Origin of the sequence: Weissella thailandensis, from assembly GCF_005405465.1 — a bacterium.
Lineage (GTDB): Bacteria > Bacillota > Bacilli > Lactobacillales > Lactobacillaceae > Weissella > Weissella thailandensis.
The window spans coordinates 1-15,766 of record NZ_BJEC01000026.1; the positions used below are offsets into that span (position 1 = coordinate 1).

General features: G+C 37.7%; 14 protein-coding genes. 11 read left to right on the forward strand and 3 right to left on the reverse strand.

Annotation, left to right across the window (positions count from 1 at the left end; genetic code table 11):
• The 6 genes from FFM62_RS09350 to FFM62_RS09375 form a co-directional block, all read left to right on the forward strand.
• Window positions 1-123 (forward strand): IS3 family transposase (locus tag FFM62_RS09350; RefSeq protein ID WP_137604539.1); only part of this gene is annotated, 123 nt, incomplete at its 5' end.
• Between the two features lie 1,587 nt (window positions 124-1,710).
• On the forward strand, window positions 1,711-2,205 hold the full coding sequence (locus FFM62_RS09355) for a TetR/AcrR family transcriptional regulator (RefSeq protein ID WP_115471716.1): 495 nt from the start codon (window positions 1,711-1,713) through the stop codon (window positions 2,203-2,205).
• 20 nt (window positions 2,206-2,225) lie between these two features.
• The gene (locus FFM62_RS09360) at window positions 2,226-3,290 is read left to right on the forward strand and encodes an ABC transporter permease (protein WP_115471715.1); all 1,065 of its coding nucleotides are present in this window, start codon (window positions 2,226-2,228) and stop codon (window positions 3,288-3,290) included.
• Between the two features lie 5 nt (window positions 3,291-3,295).
• On the forward strand, window positions 3,296-3,970 hold the full coding sequence (locus FFM62_RS09365; RefSeq protein WP_115471714.1) for an ABC transporter ATP-binding protein: 675 nt from the start codon (window positions 3,296-3,298) through the stop codon (window positions 3,968-3,970).
• A 994-nt stretch (window positions 3,971-4,964) separates the two neighbouring features.
• Entirely contained in the window at window positions 4,965-5,810 is an 846-nt protein-coding gene (gene proB / locus FFM62_RS09370) for a glutamate 5-kinase (protein ID WP_115471713.1), read from the forward strand.
• Window positions 5,791-7,038 carry a glutamate-5-semialdehyde dehydrogenase gene (locus tag FFM62_RS09375; RefSeq protein WP_115471718.1) on the forward strand — a complete coding sequence of 416 codons (1,248 nt, stop codon included), beginning with the start codon at window positions 5,791-5,793 and terminating at the stop codon, window positions 7,036-7,038. The genes proB and FFM62_RS09375 overlap by 20 nt, the downstream gene beginning before the upstream one ends.
• Before the next feature lie 228 nt (window positions 7,039-7,266).
• On the opposite strand, the gene FFM62_RS09380 is transcribed toward FFM62_RS09375, so the two are convergent.
• On the reverse strand, window positions 7,267-8,028 hold the full coding sequence (locus tag FFM62_RS09380) for an ABC transporter permease (RefSeq protein ID WP_115471712.1): 762 nt from the start codon (window positions 8,026-8,028) through the stop codon (window positions 7,267-7,269).
• Window positions 8,021-8,668, reverse strand: a complete 648-nt coding sequence (locus FFM62_RS09385) for an ABC transporter ATP-binding protein (RefSeq protein WP_115471711.1) — start codon at window positions 8,666-8,668, stop codon at window positions 8,021-8,023. Before FFM62_RS09385 ends, FFM62_RS09380 begins: the two co-directional genes overlap by 8 nt.
• Window positions 8,669-9,359: 691 nt before the next feature.
• Between FFM62_RS09385 and FFM62_RS09390 the strand changes: the two genes are divergently transcribed.
• From FFM62_RS09390 to FFM62_RS09410, 5 genes are all read left to right on the forward strand, one after another.
• A complete protein-coding gene (locus tag FFM62_RS09390; RefSeq protein WP_115471710.1) occupies window positions 9,360-11,147 on the forward strand; it encodes a heavy metal translocating P-type ATPase in 1,788 nt (595 codons plus the stop codon).
• A 463-nt stretch (window positions 11,148-11,610) separates the two neighbouring features.
• Window positions 11,611-12,813 (forward strand): betaine/proline/choline family ABC transporter ATP-binding protein, encoded by a 1,203-nt coding sequence (locus FFM62_RS09395; RefSeq protein WP_115471709.1) that lies wholly within the window; start codon window positions 11,611-11,613, stop codon window positions 12,811-12,813.
• A 5-nt stretch (window positions 12,814-12,818) separates the two neighbouring features.
• Entirely contained in the window at window positions 12,819-13,445 is a 627-nt protein-coding gene (locus tag FFM62_RS09400; RefSeq protein WP_115471708.1) for an ABC transporter permease, read from the forward strand.
• Between the two features lie 12 nt (window positions 13,446-13,457).
• Complete coding sequence (locus tag FFM62_RS09405; RefSeq protein WP_115471707.1) at window positions 13,458-14,405, forward strand: osmoprotectant ABC transporter substrate-binding protein; 948 nt, start codon at window positions 13,458-13,460, stop codon at window positions 14,403-14,405.
• Window positions 14,405-15,076, forward strand: coding sequence for an ABC transporter permease (locus FFM62_RS09410; RefSeq protein ID WP_115471706.1), 672 nt, complete (start codon window positions 14,405-14,407; stop codon window positions 15,074-15,076). The genes FFM62_RS09405 and FFM62_RS09410 overlap by 1 nt, the downstream gene beginning before the upstream one ends.
• Before the next feature lie 165 nt (window positions 15,077-15,241).
• On the opposite strand, the gene FFM62_RS09415 is transcribed toward FFM62_RS09410, so the two are convergent.
• A complete protein-coding gene (locus FFM62_RS09415) occupies window positions 15,242-15,469 on the reverse strand; it encodes a transposase (RefSeq protein WP_115471705.1) in 228 nt (75 codons plus the stop codon).
• Window positions 15,470-15,766 lie beyond the last annotated feature (297 nt).

Sequence of the window (15,766 nt, forward strand, 5' to 3'; positions counted from 1 at the left end):
GACGAGCTGAAGTCTGCCGTCAATAATTATATCTATTACTACAACAATAAGCGGATTAAAACAAAGCTGGCCGGAAAAACTCCGGTTCAATACCGAAGTATTTCCGACCAGCTAGTTGCTTAAACTTCTCTCCAATTTTTGGGGTTCAGTTCACGGACGGCTTTTTTATTAAAGTGTTACATTTAAAAAATTTTTTAACTGTTTGTTGTCACTTTAGGGTGTTTTATATATAATAATCATGTCAAGATAAATATTATTCACATAAGTAACAAAACATTAGGTATCAAAATAATGTTATAATAGACTTATGAGGCAACGCTTCAATTGTTCACGCCATGTCAACAGAAAGACACGGTGAACAAAAATGTCACTTAATAATTTATTCTTGGTAGCACTTAGTGTTATCAACTGGTTCAATAGTTTATCTCAAGAACAACAGTTAAAAGTAATTAAAATCCTATTACTCTTATTCAAGTACGGTTTTCACTGGTACAAAATTAAGCACTGTAAGGTGAACAAAGATAATAAGAGACATGTGAACAATAAAAAAGAACAACGATATGTCGAAGTTTCGTTGTTCTTAGATATTATTGTACGCATTGTACTTATTTTATTTTAAATAAAGGAGCTTATGGCGTGCAACAGTTGAAGTAGTCCTTGGCGCTCAATGTACTTGCAATACATTGGGTGCTTTTTATATGGGCAATTTCAACAAATCACAACACACACGGTTAGACAAATAATTAGCGATACCGACCTAACTTATTTATCTACAAAACAATAATAACAAATGTAATACATTTTTTCAATTAAGTTGTTCAACAATGTATTACAATTGCTCAATGATTTATCCCAGTAATTCAGAGAGACTTAAAACCTTTATCTTTTTGAATAGCAACAAGTTAGCATGTTGAATTGTCACGTATACCATTAATTGTTTACATAATGTCAATTATCATTTTTATTTGTTTTTTATATATTGTAGTTAGTCATATTCCTTGATTGTTAAATTTTCGTGCTTAACAGTTAATTATGAGATACTCACAATAAAAGTAGAAATCGAACTGAACCTTGTAAGTTGGAGTAAATTCGAAAAATTTACGGGTTTTACTGTGTTTTCAAAAGAAGTACAATTTGAAGCTGTCATAATGTACCTACAAGATATTCCACCTTATAAAATACAAAAAGTTGGGCATTAAAGGCGTAAACACTATTCGTAACTGGGTTACTAACATTAAGGAGATTGGTATATAGGGGATGAAAGACGCTAGTCGAAGTAAGATAAATTATCAATATTCCTTTAAAACCAAGGTAATAAGCATAAAGCTTCTCTTCCGATAACTGCTTAAAAATTTCATATTCGTAGCCCACCTATCATTTGGCAAGTCACTCTGACCAAGGATTTCAATATCAAAATTATGAATATGTATCACGGTTGAAGAACAACCATGTATTTCAAAGTATGAATCGCAAAGCGACTTGTCTGGATACTGTCATTGTAGAGATTTTATTTCATGTCTTGGAGATAGGAACAGTTCATAACAACCACTAACAAAGGTATAAAGACCTAAAATCTGCTATTAGTAATTATATCTATTACTACAAGAATAGGCAGATTAAAACAAAAAAGCTTAATGTTGACACGGTGTCAACACCATGTATAATAAACTTATTGACACAGTGTCACTTTAATTTGAAAGAGGTATTAAGATGGTTTTAGCAACCTTTACTAATTTACCAAATGAAAAACAGGTTCGGATAAGGAAAGCTTTATTCACTGAATTTGAAGAGCATCCTTTGGCAGATGCTCAAGTAGCACGGATTGTGAAAGAGTCGAGTATTTCTCGCGGTGCTTTTTATAAATATTTTTCAGACTTGACCGATGCATACAAGTATGTTTTTGACTTTGCATTAGAAGAAATCCACCAGAAAATGCCTGCAAGGGCAACTTCTGAGAACGTCGATTTTTATTTACAAAGAATCACTAATTTTGTTACCGAAACTGATCAGGCGGGTTACAGAAATTTTATTAAAATGTATTATCTACACAATGAAAATTATTTAGGATCCAAACCAACTCAGATAGACTCAGATAGGTGGGCATTCAAGATTTTATATCACCAAACATTACGAGACGTTATTCTGGATCCGACTTCACTAGATACAAGACTGGATCAGTTAAAATCAGTTTTGCAAAAATTGTAGGATAGAAAGGAGGCTAAAAAATGTTTTTAGCATTAAAAGAAATCAAAAAAGAGAAGTTACGATCTGGGCTGGTGATCGGAATGATTATTTTGATTGGTTACTTAATTTTTATTTTGACTAGTTTGGCTTTAGGTTTAGCACGGGAAAATACCGCCGCCATCAATTCTTGGAACATTAATAAAGTCGCTCTAAATGATAATGCTAACGTTGATATGCGTCAGTCATTGGTGACTAAAAAACAAGCTAGGCAGCTAACAGAAAATGAGGCATATCTTGGAGAAACCTCTGTGGTGGCCAAAAATGCGGGCAATAAAAAAATTTCTGCAGTCTTTGTCGGATTGGAAGACAATCAGTTTATTGCTCAAAATTTGAAAATCAGCCAAGGACATAAGGTCAATGGACCCAATCAACTGGTCGTGGATGATTCTCTAAAAGACAAAGGATTTAAGCTCAATAGTACCTTGTATTTAAACGGAAGCAAAACACCGTACAAAATCGTGGGCTTTACTAAAAATGCTAAGCTAAATATTGCGCCTGTTTTTTACGGCCAACTTGACTCTTGGAAAACACTACGCGGTGTTGGTACACAGTCAACAGCTCCGGTAGCAAGTGCCATCGTTTCTAAGAATGCCAAGTACAATAATAACCAGACTAGTGTTCAAACTTATACTAAGCAGCAAATCATTAATAAATTGCCAGGATATACTGCTCAAAATAATACTTTTGTGATGATGATTGCCTTTTTGATGGTTATCTCACTTGTGATTATTGCTGTTTTCCTATACATTTTAACGATGCAAAAACTACCAAATTATGCTGTTTTGCGGGCTCAAGGTATCCCTGGAAAGGTTCTGGTTGGAGCAACAATCTCACAATCTTTCTTGTTGGTGGTCAGCGGAGTTATAGCAGCTGGTTTATTGACTGCTTTAACTGCTGTAATTATGCCGGTCACAGTTCCAATGTCATTTGATGTACCAATTTTAGTTTTTGCGGGTATTGGATTGTTAGTTATGGGGCTCTTAGGTAGTCTGGTCTCACTCAAGAGTGTATTGAATGTTGACCCAGTCAAGGTGATTGGAGGATAGAAAAGATGAGCATAATTGAAATAAAAGATGTTGACCATTTTTATGGGACGGGATCTGCTAGATTTCATGCCTTGCATGCAATCAATTTTGCTGCTGATGCTGGGACGCTCAATGTAATCAGCGGGCCATCAGGATCTGGCAAAAGTACTTTTTTAGCCATTATGGGGGGGGTGTTGACTCCGACGAGCGGAATGGTAACTATTAATGATAAAAGATATGATCAGATGGGTCAAAAACAACGTGACGCCTTACGTCTCGATGAGATTGGTTTTGTGTTACAGTCATACAAGCTATTACCCTATTTGACAGTGGCGGACCAATTTAAGTTTGTTGAAAAAGTGCGGCCAGAAGGTAATGTTTCACAAGTTGAAAACAAGGAAATCTTAGAAACTTTAGGAATCAGTTCACTGTTGAACAAATATCCTGGTGAACTTTCAGGCGGTCAGCAGCAACGTGTAGCAATTGCTCGTGCCTTGTATACAGATCCAGCGATTATTCTGGCCGATGAACCGACTGCAGCATTGGATAGTTCACGAGTTACAGAAGTTGGAACCTTGCTGAAAAATTTAGCTCTTAAGTACAATAAAGCGGTCATTGTAGTAACTCATGATTTACGTTTAACAGATTTTGCTGATCATTTATATGAAATTGAAGATGGGCGTTTGACACAAAAAAGTTAATAATTAAATAATCTTTAACTTACTAATAAAAAGACTGACAAATAAGAATTTCGATTTTATACTTTCTAGCGTGAAAATAAAAATTTCACGCTTTTTATTTTGCTTTTACAAACGTTCTACAATTTTTAGTACTGATAGCTAATCGTTCAGGTTAGTCATCGTACTTTTTTATTTGTTTCTGAACAATTTATGGTAAATAAAAAATAGACCAGTTCTAATTAGTCTGTCCAAAAAATTCTTCTAGAAAAAGACCACTAAATATGGCATTCGACAACAAGTTTGGTGCTTGAAATTATCTTACAATAATTATTGTCCCCAACTTGAGGACCTAATGAGTAAGAACGGTTACGAAGTTAGTACAACATATAGCTTCTCGTCCCGCTAACATATTTAATTAACTGGCGATTCGCAAGTAAAATATATCTGTACACATGTTGTCAGAAAGTGTTAACTGAATTTGCTGACATTATAGCTGGTGACCATATCATGATAAACGATAAATAAACGGCAGCTATGGAATTAATTGATAATGTCAGCCTTTAAATATATCTGGCCAGCAAGTTCGTATTGATTTTGATACTCCAACTTGTTTGAATGTTATCCAACGAAATTAAGAGCGTTTCAATGATGCCAGTTGTCACGGCCGTTTCTGGGAAAACATTGGCTAGGTAGGGTGCAAAGCGCTCTAGACAAGCAACAGCATTAAAAATGTCAACTTTTGAGAAGGGAAGACCAGCTTTTAAAGCGTAGTCTGGATTGCGTCAAAAAGTTGGTTATTCAATGATTAAATCTTTAATTTGGGGATATTCTGTGACCAACATTTCTATGTTCATGTGCTATAAATTCTTTCACCTTTAAATTTAAAATTATTAAAGATAACGCACGTAATTGTGCTAGGGAACATAATATGCAGAATGTTTATTTATATCTAGGTTATTCTTACCAACTATTGTAAAATTATGATAAAAATTATTGGGAAATGGAGGCAATTGGCATGAAGTCAAATCGCCACATGGAAAATGTTTCGCGGATTGTTGTGAAAATTGGGACAAGCTCTTTAATGCATGGTAATGGTAAGTTAAATTTGCAGGCAATTGATCAACTGAGTTACACGTTAACAGGCTTGGTTAATGAGGGTAAACAAGTTATTCTAGTTAGTTCGGGTGCCATTGGCGCTGGGATGGGTCAATTGGGTTTGACAGAGCGACCGGAACAAATTCAACAACAACAAGCCCTAGCTTCGATTGGTCAGAGCGAGTTGATGACGGTCTATCAACAACGTTTTGCAGCTTATGGTCAAAGAATTAGTCAGGTATTATTAACACATGATATCTTGGACTATCCGCAGAGTCGACAGTACGTACATAATACAATAGAACAATTACTGAACTGGGGCGTTATTCCAGTCGTTAATGAGAATGATACCGTGGCAGTCAATGAGTTGGATCATCGGGTGACTTTTAGTGATAACGATCAACTGTCAGCAATTGTTGCGGTACGGTCACATGCAGACTTGCTGATTATGTTGTCAGATATTGACGGATTTTATACTAGCAATCCTCATAAGGATCCACATGCTAAATTAATTAAGGAATTGCATCAAGTAACAGCTGATTCACTTAAAAGAGCTGGTGGTGCGGGCACCGTATTTGGTACGGGTGGCATGGCGACAAAATTAACAGCTGCTGCTGATATTTTGAAGCACAATCAGATGATGGTTTTGGCGAATGGGACTAATCCATCAATTATTTTTAATATTATGAATGGCGAAGAAGTTGGTACGCTTTTCATTTCAAAAGAAAATAGTGAGGAATCAAATGATGACAGAGTCGTTAAATAGGATTGGACAACAAGCAGCAGTTGCTGCCCAGGCATTGGCACAATTGTCGACGAAAACTAAAAACCAAGTGTTACGTGCAATGGCTGACGCTTTAGAAGAAAAAACACCTGACATTTTAGCGGCAAATAAAGAAGATTTGGCCGATACAATAGATTTAGAAGATAAGTTCATTGACCGATTAACGTTGACTGCTAATCGACTTGCGGGTATTGCTGATGGTGTTAGACAAGTGGCTAACTTACCTGATCCACTAGGTAATATTGATCGAGGCTGGGCAACAGGATCAGGATTAGAAATAAGTCAGAAGCGGGTACCACTGGGTGTCGTTGGGATTATTTATGAAGCACGTCCAAATGTGACGATTGATTCTGCAGCGCTATGCTTTAAATCCGGTAATGCGATTATTTTGCGTGGTGGTAAGGAAGCACTACAAACGAATATCAAGATTGCTGCGGTCATACGCGCTGTTTTAGCGGCGTTTAAGTTGCCACAAGATGCAGTCCAGGTGATTACAGAGACGTCACATGAATTAGCACAACAATTTATGCAGTTGAATCAGTATATTGATGTATTGATTCCACGTGGTTCAGCACGATTGATCCAGACGGTTGTGCAAAATGCGACTGTGCCGGTCATTGAAACTGGTGCAGGAAATTGTCATATTTATGTTGATGAAACAGCCGACTTGCAGGTGGCTGAAGATATTATAATTAATGCAAAAACACAGCGCCCATCTGTCTGCAATGCAACTGAAAAACTGCTTGTTAATGCAGAAATTGCTACTGATTTCTTGCCAAAAATTGCAAAGGCGCTGGCTAACAGCCATGTAGAAATTCGTGGTGATGAACAAACTTGTCAGATCTTGGGTGATCAGGTACACCCAGCTCAGCCAGAAGATTGGAACACGGAATATAATAATTATATTATTGCTATTAAAGTGGTGCATACACTAGATGAAGCTATCAGCCATATTAATCAATATAATACGAAACATTCTGAAGCCATTATTACGACTAACTATGAACATAGTCAACAATTTACGCAACAAATTGATGCAGCTTGTGTTTATGTGAATGCATCGACACGTTTCACAGATGGTTTTGAATTTGGTTTTGGTGCGGAAATCGGTATTTCAACGCAAAAATTACATGCACGTGGTCCAATGGGATTGAAAGAGTTAACAACAACGAAATATGTCATTTTAGGTCAAGGCCAGATTAGAAAGTGAAAAAAGAGGCCGAGACAAAACAATTTCGGTCAAATTGAAGAGCAGGTAAGAAAAATCCATGAAAGAAGTGCCCCATAATTGTTAGATTATATGTCTAACAATTATGGGGCACTTCTTGAAGAATTCAGCTGCTTAATGTTTAAGCTATTCAATTAAATAATTCTGTTATCGGTAATACTTGACGAATAACCACAAAGAACAACAACCTTTTCACTGAGAAGCACTCTTTTATAGTAATTGTAAATCCTTATTGTAGTATTGTGGATACATTAAATAACAAGCAATAACACTAGCAATGCTTGTGGAAGCTAACAACATAAAAGTTACCATAATTTGGTACATAATAGCTTTTGTTGGATCAACCCCGGCAAAAATTAATCCTGACATCATCCCTGGAAGGCTGACAAGGCCCACAGTTTTTGCTGAATCTATCGTTGGTGACAAACTAGTTCTGATTGCACGCCGAACGATTTCAATAGATGCTTGTTTAGCTGTTGCACCTAGTGCCAATCTTTCTAAAACCGCCTGCCGTTGATCATTAAAGTTCTCATACAGGCTTCGATAGGCTAGTCCAATAGCTATCATGACATTACTTGCAATCATCCCAGAAATTGGCACCATCTGACTCGGAATGAATTTTATAACACCAGTCAGTATAAGTAGTGCCAAAGTAACACCTGTTGAAATACTTATTGCCAATAAACTAATCCAAAAACCATATGGCATACTATGTGAGCGTTTACGAGCGTTAGCAGCTGCATTAAATATGATGATTAAAATCATCAACAAGGTTACCCAATATTGATTAACTTTAATCACATAAGTTAAAACATAGCCTACGACTACTAATTGAATAACTGCCCGGAATACGCTAATTAGCATATCCTTTTCAAGACCGATTTTTTCGCGTAAATTAATAAGTAATGCAATAACCACCAAAATGACGGCGAACATTAATGCCATGGGACTTACTAGTAAATCACTATTCATGACTTTTCTCCATTTTTCCTGACACAATTTGAATTAAATGATCTGCTTTTGAAATTTCACGCTCGTCATGCGTTACAGATAACAGCGTCATTCCCTTTTTTTGATATCCAACAAGTAGACGGTTCACAATGTCTTTCGTTTGTGCGTCTAATCCTGTCGTTATTTCATCTAATAACAAAATACTTGGTGGAAACAGTAAATTACGAATAAGTGCTACACGTTGTTTTTGTCCACCTGATAACGTTTTGATGTCTTTTTCCAAAAATTCTTTAGGCAAATCTACACTAGCTAAAGCCGTTATCGCGTGTTGCTCGTCAAAAGCAATATTTCTGATAGTAAATGGAAATAATAAATTATCCTTCACTGTTTGGCCAAATAAACTGGGTTGCTGAAAACAGTATGAGACTTGTTTTCGATAATCGACTTTATGAAACGTAGTTTGGTTTTGATTGTTAAAATAAATGTTTCCCGAAGTCGGCGTTAACAAACTAGCAATTAATTTCAGTAATAGACTTTTCCCAGACCCTGAAGGTCCTTCAATTGTTAGCCAATCACCTGCCTGTACTTGTAATGTAATGTCTTTTATTAACTGCGTACCCTCTACCTTAAATCCAACTTTTTGTAAATCTAAAATTGCCATTTGATTCTCTCCTACCATCCTTATTAATTCATTTTATTATATATTGAATTCATAATAAATAACACATTTAAGGAGTTATCGTATTGTAACTAAGATTACTAACCACTAAACCACAACTCTTTAAGTATGTGACTGTATTTACGCACAATTTTTATTCGTTTGATAATGTCACAATATGAGCTTAATTTTATGGCAATAGAATGTGCCAAGATATCGTTGTTTAAGAGTTTAACATAGGTAATTATACATATGATGTGCTTGTGCAGGAGCACAGCCTCTCTATCAACTCGATTCGTCTTTGGATTAAAAATACTAAGTATGTGGTTATTTATAAAACCAGGTAATATCGCGATGGAAAGAGTGTCAATAACTCGTTATTCTGTATAATTTCCGCTAATTTGATTTCTAATAAAAGTATAAACTAGTCAACCGAAAATAGCGTTCACCTTTGCATTAGGAATAAATTCTACCCAACGATTTAATGATAGATTTTTCATAGCGTTCGTTAATAACTTGGAAAAATTGCAGAACCTTAATTGACGGCAGTCTTTTCACTTACGTTTAATAAATGATTTTATATTTATTTATATAAAAATAAAGTGAATAAACTCACAATATTTACTCGTTTGATATATAATAATATTAAGTAATGTTAGACTATGAGACGTCTATGCAAGGAGGAGGTTATGTGATGAGGCATCTTGGAAAACTGATCACTATATTTGTTATTGCAATCATTGCGCTACTTTTTCAGTTTGGGTTGCAACAACCACAGTGGGCACAATTATTAATTTCATTAACAGGATTAGTGCTTGCCATCTCAATGTTTATTGAGATGGTTAAAACATTGATGTCCGGTAAATATGGTGTTGATTTACTGGCGATTACAGCGATTATTGCAACATTAGCTGTTGGTGAGTATTGGGCAGCCATGATTATTTTATTGATGTTAGTCGGTGGTGACACGCTTGAAGACTATGCCGCTAAAAAGGCGAATTCGGAGCTAAAAGCTTTACTGGCGAATTCCCCACAATATGCACACCGGATCGAGAATGGTCATCCAGTTGAGATAGGTGTTGACGATGTCAATGTTGGTGATAAATTACTGGTGAAACCAAAAGAACAAGTCCCGGTTGATGGTCACATTTTAATTGGGAGTACAATGTTTGACGAATCATCATTAACAGGGGAATCGGAACCAGTTCAAAAAGATGTTGGTGATGAAATATTATCAGGATCAATCAACGGTGATGATGCCATCACAATGTATGCAGATAAGAAGAGTAATGATAGTCAGTACCAGCGTTTGATCGCGTTAGTGCAAGCGTCAGAAGCCCAACCAGCACATTTTGTTCGTTTAGCTGATCGTTATGCGGTTCCGTTTACCCTGGTTGCTTACGTTATTGCGGGTATCGCATGGTATGTAGCAAAAGATCCTGTGCGTTTTGCTGAAGTGTTGGTCGTTGCTTCGCCATGTCCCTTGATTTTAGCAGCACCAGTTGCGATGGTATCTGGAATGAGCCGTTCATCTCGAAATGGGATTGTCGTTAAAACAGGGGATGTTTTGGAGAAATTGGCGCAAGCGAAAACATTTGCTTTCGATAAAACTGGGACGATTACGCAAGGTGTCTTGCAAGTTAACCAAGTTTTAGTGGCAGATGGCAATGATAAAGGTAAATTACTTCGTTTGGCAGCGAGTTTGGAACAGAATTCCAGTCACATTTTAGCCAGATCACTAATTAATTATGTACGTTCACAAGGTTTGACACTTGAAATGTTGGATGATGTACAGGAAGTGACGGGGAACGGGTTAATCGCTAAGCATCTAGGACATACTGTAAAAGTTGGTAAGCGAAGCTTTGTGGCCGAAGATGTTCCAACAAAAGTGCAGGGGCAAACAGCTATCTACGTTAGTGTTGATGATCATTATTTTGGACATATCACTTTTAATGATCAAATCCGCCTAGAAGCAGCCAAAACTATGCAGGCTTTGTTAAAGCGGCAGACACATATTTTGATGTTGACCGGTGATAAAAAAGAAACCGCACAAAAAATAGCATCTCAAGCGGGTATTAAAGATGTGCATGCAGAATTATTGCCTGATGAAAAGATTCAATTTATTCATGATACACCAGAAAATGAAAAGCCAATTGTTATGGTTGGTGATGGTGTTAATGATGCACCAGCATTAGCGACAGCAGATGTTGGGATTGCTATGGGGGCTCATGGTGCGACAGCAGCTAGTGAGACAGCTACAGTTGTTATTTTAAAGGATGATCTATCACGTGTTGCAAAGTCAGTAGAAGTTGCTGCTGATACAATGAAAGTTGCCCGACAGGCAGTATTAATTGGTATTGTTATTTGTACAGTACTCATGTTAATTGCTAGTTTTGGCTTCTTGCCACCGTTATTTGGAGCATTACTGCAAGAAGTAGTGGATACAGTATCGATTTTGTGGGCATTGAAGGCACGCAACTAGATTTCAAAAAATAATGGGCTAGCAGATAATCTATAACCTGTTCAAAAACCGCCAATCTATCAATTTTAATTGGAAATTGGCGGTTTTTTTGATATTCAATAACTTATTTAACAAGCTATTATAAATTGGTGGTCTGACAATAATAAAGTAACTAATTTTCTAATTTAATGTTAATCTTAGTCTACAATTACTAGAAAATAGTGCATTAGTAATGGCTTTTTATTATTACAATCTAGATTAAAAACTAACGATAGGAACGGTCTAAATGCCAATGACACTGGTAAAATATTGAAACGTGTTAACAACGCCCGGTGAAAATTCGACACTTCAAGAAATGGCAACAATAATGATAAAAATCAAAAATTTTCTTTCTTAAAATATCAGTAAACTGCCATAATTTTTAAAAAAGGAGATATTATGCTAAACTTTTTAACATGTAGAGCAAAATGTAGAGGAGAAAAAGATGGAAGACCCTATTTTAGTCTTTAAAGACGTTAAAAAGGTTTACCGTGGCGGAAGTGTTGGTATTGAGGGAGTCAATCTAACGATCAATAAAGGTGACTTTGTGTGTCTGATCGGAACTTCTGGTTCAGGAAAGACGACCACGATGCGCATGATCAATCGGATGCATGACGCGTCTTCAGGCCAAATCTTGTTTAACGGTAAAGATATTAAAAATACTGATCCTGTCAGTTTGAGAAGAAAGATCGGCTATGTGATTCAAAACATCGGCTTAATGCCGCACATGACGATCTACGATAATATTACCTTGGTTCCACGTTTATTGAAGTGGCCAGAAGAAAAAAAGCGCCAAAAAGCAGAAGAATTATGTAAAGAAGTAGAGCTACCTGAGGAATTCTTGGACCGGTACCCCTCACAGCTTTCCGGCGGGCAACAGCAGCGTGTCGGTGTGATCCGTGCTTTAGCCGCTGATCAAGACCTGATCTTGATGGACGAACCATTCGGTGCTTTAGACCCAATTACACGCGAGTCCTTGCAAGATTTAGTTAGTGATTTGCAGAAACGGCTGAATAAAACGATCGTCTTCGTGACCCATGATATCGATGAAGCGCTGCGTTTGGCAACAAAAATCGTGATTATGGACGGCGGGAAAATTGTTCAGAATGCTTCACCAGAAGAAATTTTGCAATATCCAGCCAATGATTTTGTCAAAAATCTCTTGGGTGAAGAGCGTCTAAGTCAAGCGAAGGCAGACTTGTCAACGGTTGATCAGATTATGCTTAAAGATCCGGTCAAGGTCACTTTAGGACACTCGATCCCAGACTCTATCAGATTGATGCGGGAACGGCGGGTCGACACCCTCTTGGTTGTTGATGATGAAAATTACTTCAAGGGCTACGTGGATATTGATACAATTACTAGCCATTATCGGCGGGCAACCAGTGTCTCTGATCTTTTGAGTACGGATATGCCAACGGTCGCAAATGATACGTTAGTGCGGCAGACGGTGCGTAAAATGTTAAACCGTGAATTTAAATATTTGCCAGTTGTCGATTACGATAATAAGCTTCTGGGAATCGTTAACCGGACAACGATGGTGGATGTCGTCTATGACACGATCTGGGGTAATTCGGATGATAATATTGCCGAAAAAGAGGAAGACCAAGCTAAATATCAAGAAACTGCCACTGTCAAAGGAGAGTGATTATTATGATGACTTTTTTGAGTGCACATGGTAGTGAGTTAGTGGCAAAAACCTGGGAACAGTTGTATATTTCTGTTGTTGCATTAGGTTTGGGTGTCTTAGTTGCTGTTCCAATCGGCGTGGCTTTGACTAGGTTTCCACGGGTGGCTAAAGTCGTTGTTGGAATCGCCAGCATGCTGCAAACCGTTCCCTCGTTAGCTTTGCTGGCCTTGATGATTCCACTCTTTGGAATCGGGAAAGTTCCGGCCATCGTCGCACTATTTATCTATTCACTTCTGCCGATTCTGCGTAATACCTATATTGGTATGAATGATGTTGATCCGACGATCAAAGACGGTGCGCGCGGAATGGGCATGACGACGATGCAGTCGATCGTTCAGGTCGAATTACCGATGGCGATGCAAGTTATCATGGCTGGGATTCGTTTGTCTGCAGTTTATGTGATTGCATGGGCAACTTTAGCTTCCTACATTGGTGCCGGCGGGCTAGGTGATTTTATTTTCAATGGCTTGAACCTCTATCAGCCTGATTTGATCATTGGCGGGACAATCCCCGTCACGATTCTGGCGTTAGTCGTGGACTATCTCTTAGGCCGGTTGGAATATCACCTCACACCGGTTTCACAACGATAGGAGGTAAAAAACATGTTAAAGAACATTAATCGTCGGATCAAGAGCCTCGTTTTAATCGTTGCATGTTTGGTCTTAGTTTTAATTGTTGGCTTTTCGTTTTCTAGTTTAAGTGGCACTGCCAGCTCACAAAAAAATGTCCGGATTGCCTCGGTTGTTTCGACTGAATCGCAGGTTATCGCTAATATTATTTCGGAGTTAATCACGCACGAAACAGATTATAATACTTCGTTGGTCAATAACTTAGGTTCTAGTACGGTGTCTCAAAAGGCATTACAAAGAAACGATGCTGACATTATGGCAACCAGTTATACTGGTACTGATTTGACAGGGACGCTGCAGATGGACCCTGTTAAAGATCCTAAAAAAGCGACGAAAATTGTAAATCGTGAGTTAAAAAAACGTTATGACCAGGTGCGTTACCCATCGATGGGCTTTTCCGACACATACGCCTTTATGGTGACGCAAGAGCTTGCTAAAAAGTATAACTTAAACACGATCAGTGATCTAAAAAGTCACGCTCCCCAGATGAAAGCTGGGGTTGATAGTTCCTGGATGAACCGGAAAGGTGATGGTTATAAGGAGTTTTCCCAGGTCTATGGGTTTGATTTCAAACGGGTCTTCCCAATGCAGATTGGGCTAGTATATTCAGCGGTTGAGTCAGGAGAGATGAACTCGGTGCTTGGTTATTCGACTGATGGTCGGATTAAGAGTTATAACTTAAAAGTCTTAAAAGATAATAAGCACTTCTTTCCACCCTATGATTCTTCTTTGGTTGCTAACGGCAAATTCTTAAGAGATAATCCGGACCTGCGCAAACTTTTGCATCGTTTGGATGGAAAAATTGATTTAAAACAAATGCAAGAGTTGAATTATGAAGTAGATAATAACCTCAATGAACCATCGGTAGTCGCCAGAAACTTTCTAGAAAAACATAATTACTTCAGAGGAGCTGATCAATAATGACTAACATGGGATTATGGCAGCAGTTCTGGTACTATATGTCTCAGAACGGCTCATATGTGCTCGAACAATTTACCCGGCACTTCTTAATTGCGATTTATGGCGTGTTGATCGCTGCAGTTGTCGGAATTCCTTTAGGAATTTTTATTTCGCGTCACCACAAACTAAGTTCATTTACGATTGGAACAGCTAATGTAATCCAAACTGTTCCTTCGCTAGCGATGTTATCAATTCTGATGCTCGCATTGGGCCTAGGAATGAAAACTGTGATTGTGACAGTTTTCTTGTATTCGTTACTGCCAATTGTGAAAAACACCTATACTGGTATGATCTCGGTTTCTAAAGACGTGATCGATACTGCGCAAGGTATGGGTATGACCAAGATGCAACAGCTGTTTCTGGTTGAATTGCCCTTGGCGATTTCTGTCATCATGGCCGGGTTACGTAATGCATTAGTTGTCGCAATTGGGAATGTTGCAATCGGAGCCTTCGTTGGTGCTGGTGGTTTGGGTGATATAATCATCAGAGGGACCAATGCCACCGACGGGGGGGCCATTATCTTAGCCGGGGCGTTGCCAACCGCCTTGATGGCGATCATTGCAGATCTGGCCTTAGGTTGGGTTGAAAAAAAATATAGCCGCAAGGTGCAGCCTGAAACGGCTGAAAGCTAAAAATAGTTTAACCAACTTTTCTTTTTCACATGGCAAATCGGTTTGAGTGGGAAATTTCACTTATGACTGTTGTCAAGCTGGTTTAGATTGTGGGTATGAGTAAAAACTACGGTTTTTCTTGAATAAAAAACAGGTTATTCGTAATGGTACTGATAGCAGAATTATTTAATTGAATAACTTGAGCACTAAGCAGCTGAATTCTATATGAATTTGGCTGCTTTTTGTATAGTTTTGTGAGTAAAAACTGTCTTTAAAAGCAATTAATATACGCAAATGGAATAACTTAAAATTACGGAAACCATATGCCGTACGCTTAATAGCTTTAATTTTATTGTTAGCCTGTCCGGGACCGTTAGATAACTTTATATATAAAACTATTTTCAAACTTCTGATAGATGGTGTTTTAGGGCCAGCTGACCTTTTTTATAGGTTCAGGTAATTGCCAGAAATGAGCTAGTCGTATGCTGACTGTAATAGTATTTTGTAATTGCTAAAAATCTTTATGATGAATAACGGAAAGTATGTCTACATAAAAGGTATAAACTGCTCTTTTTTGGTTATAAGGCTAATAAACGATCGACGAGGCGCATCTGCTCCTATCCTAGTATTTGGTACATAAATTTCTGAACAGTTGTGCCATAATTAATAAAACAAGATAGGAGCATTCCAATGAAACGATATCAAGATGAT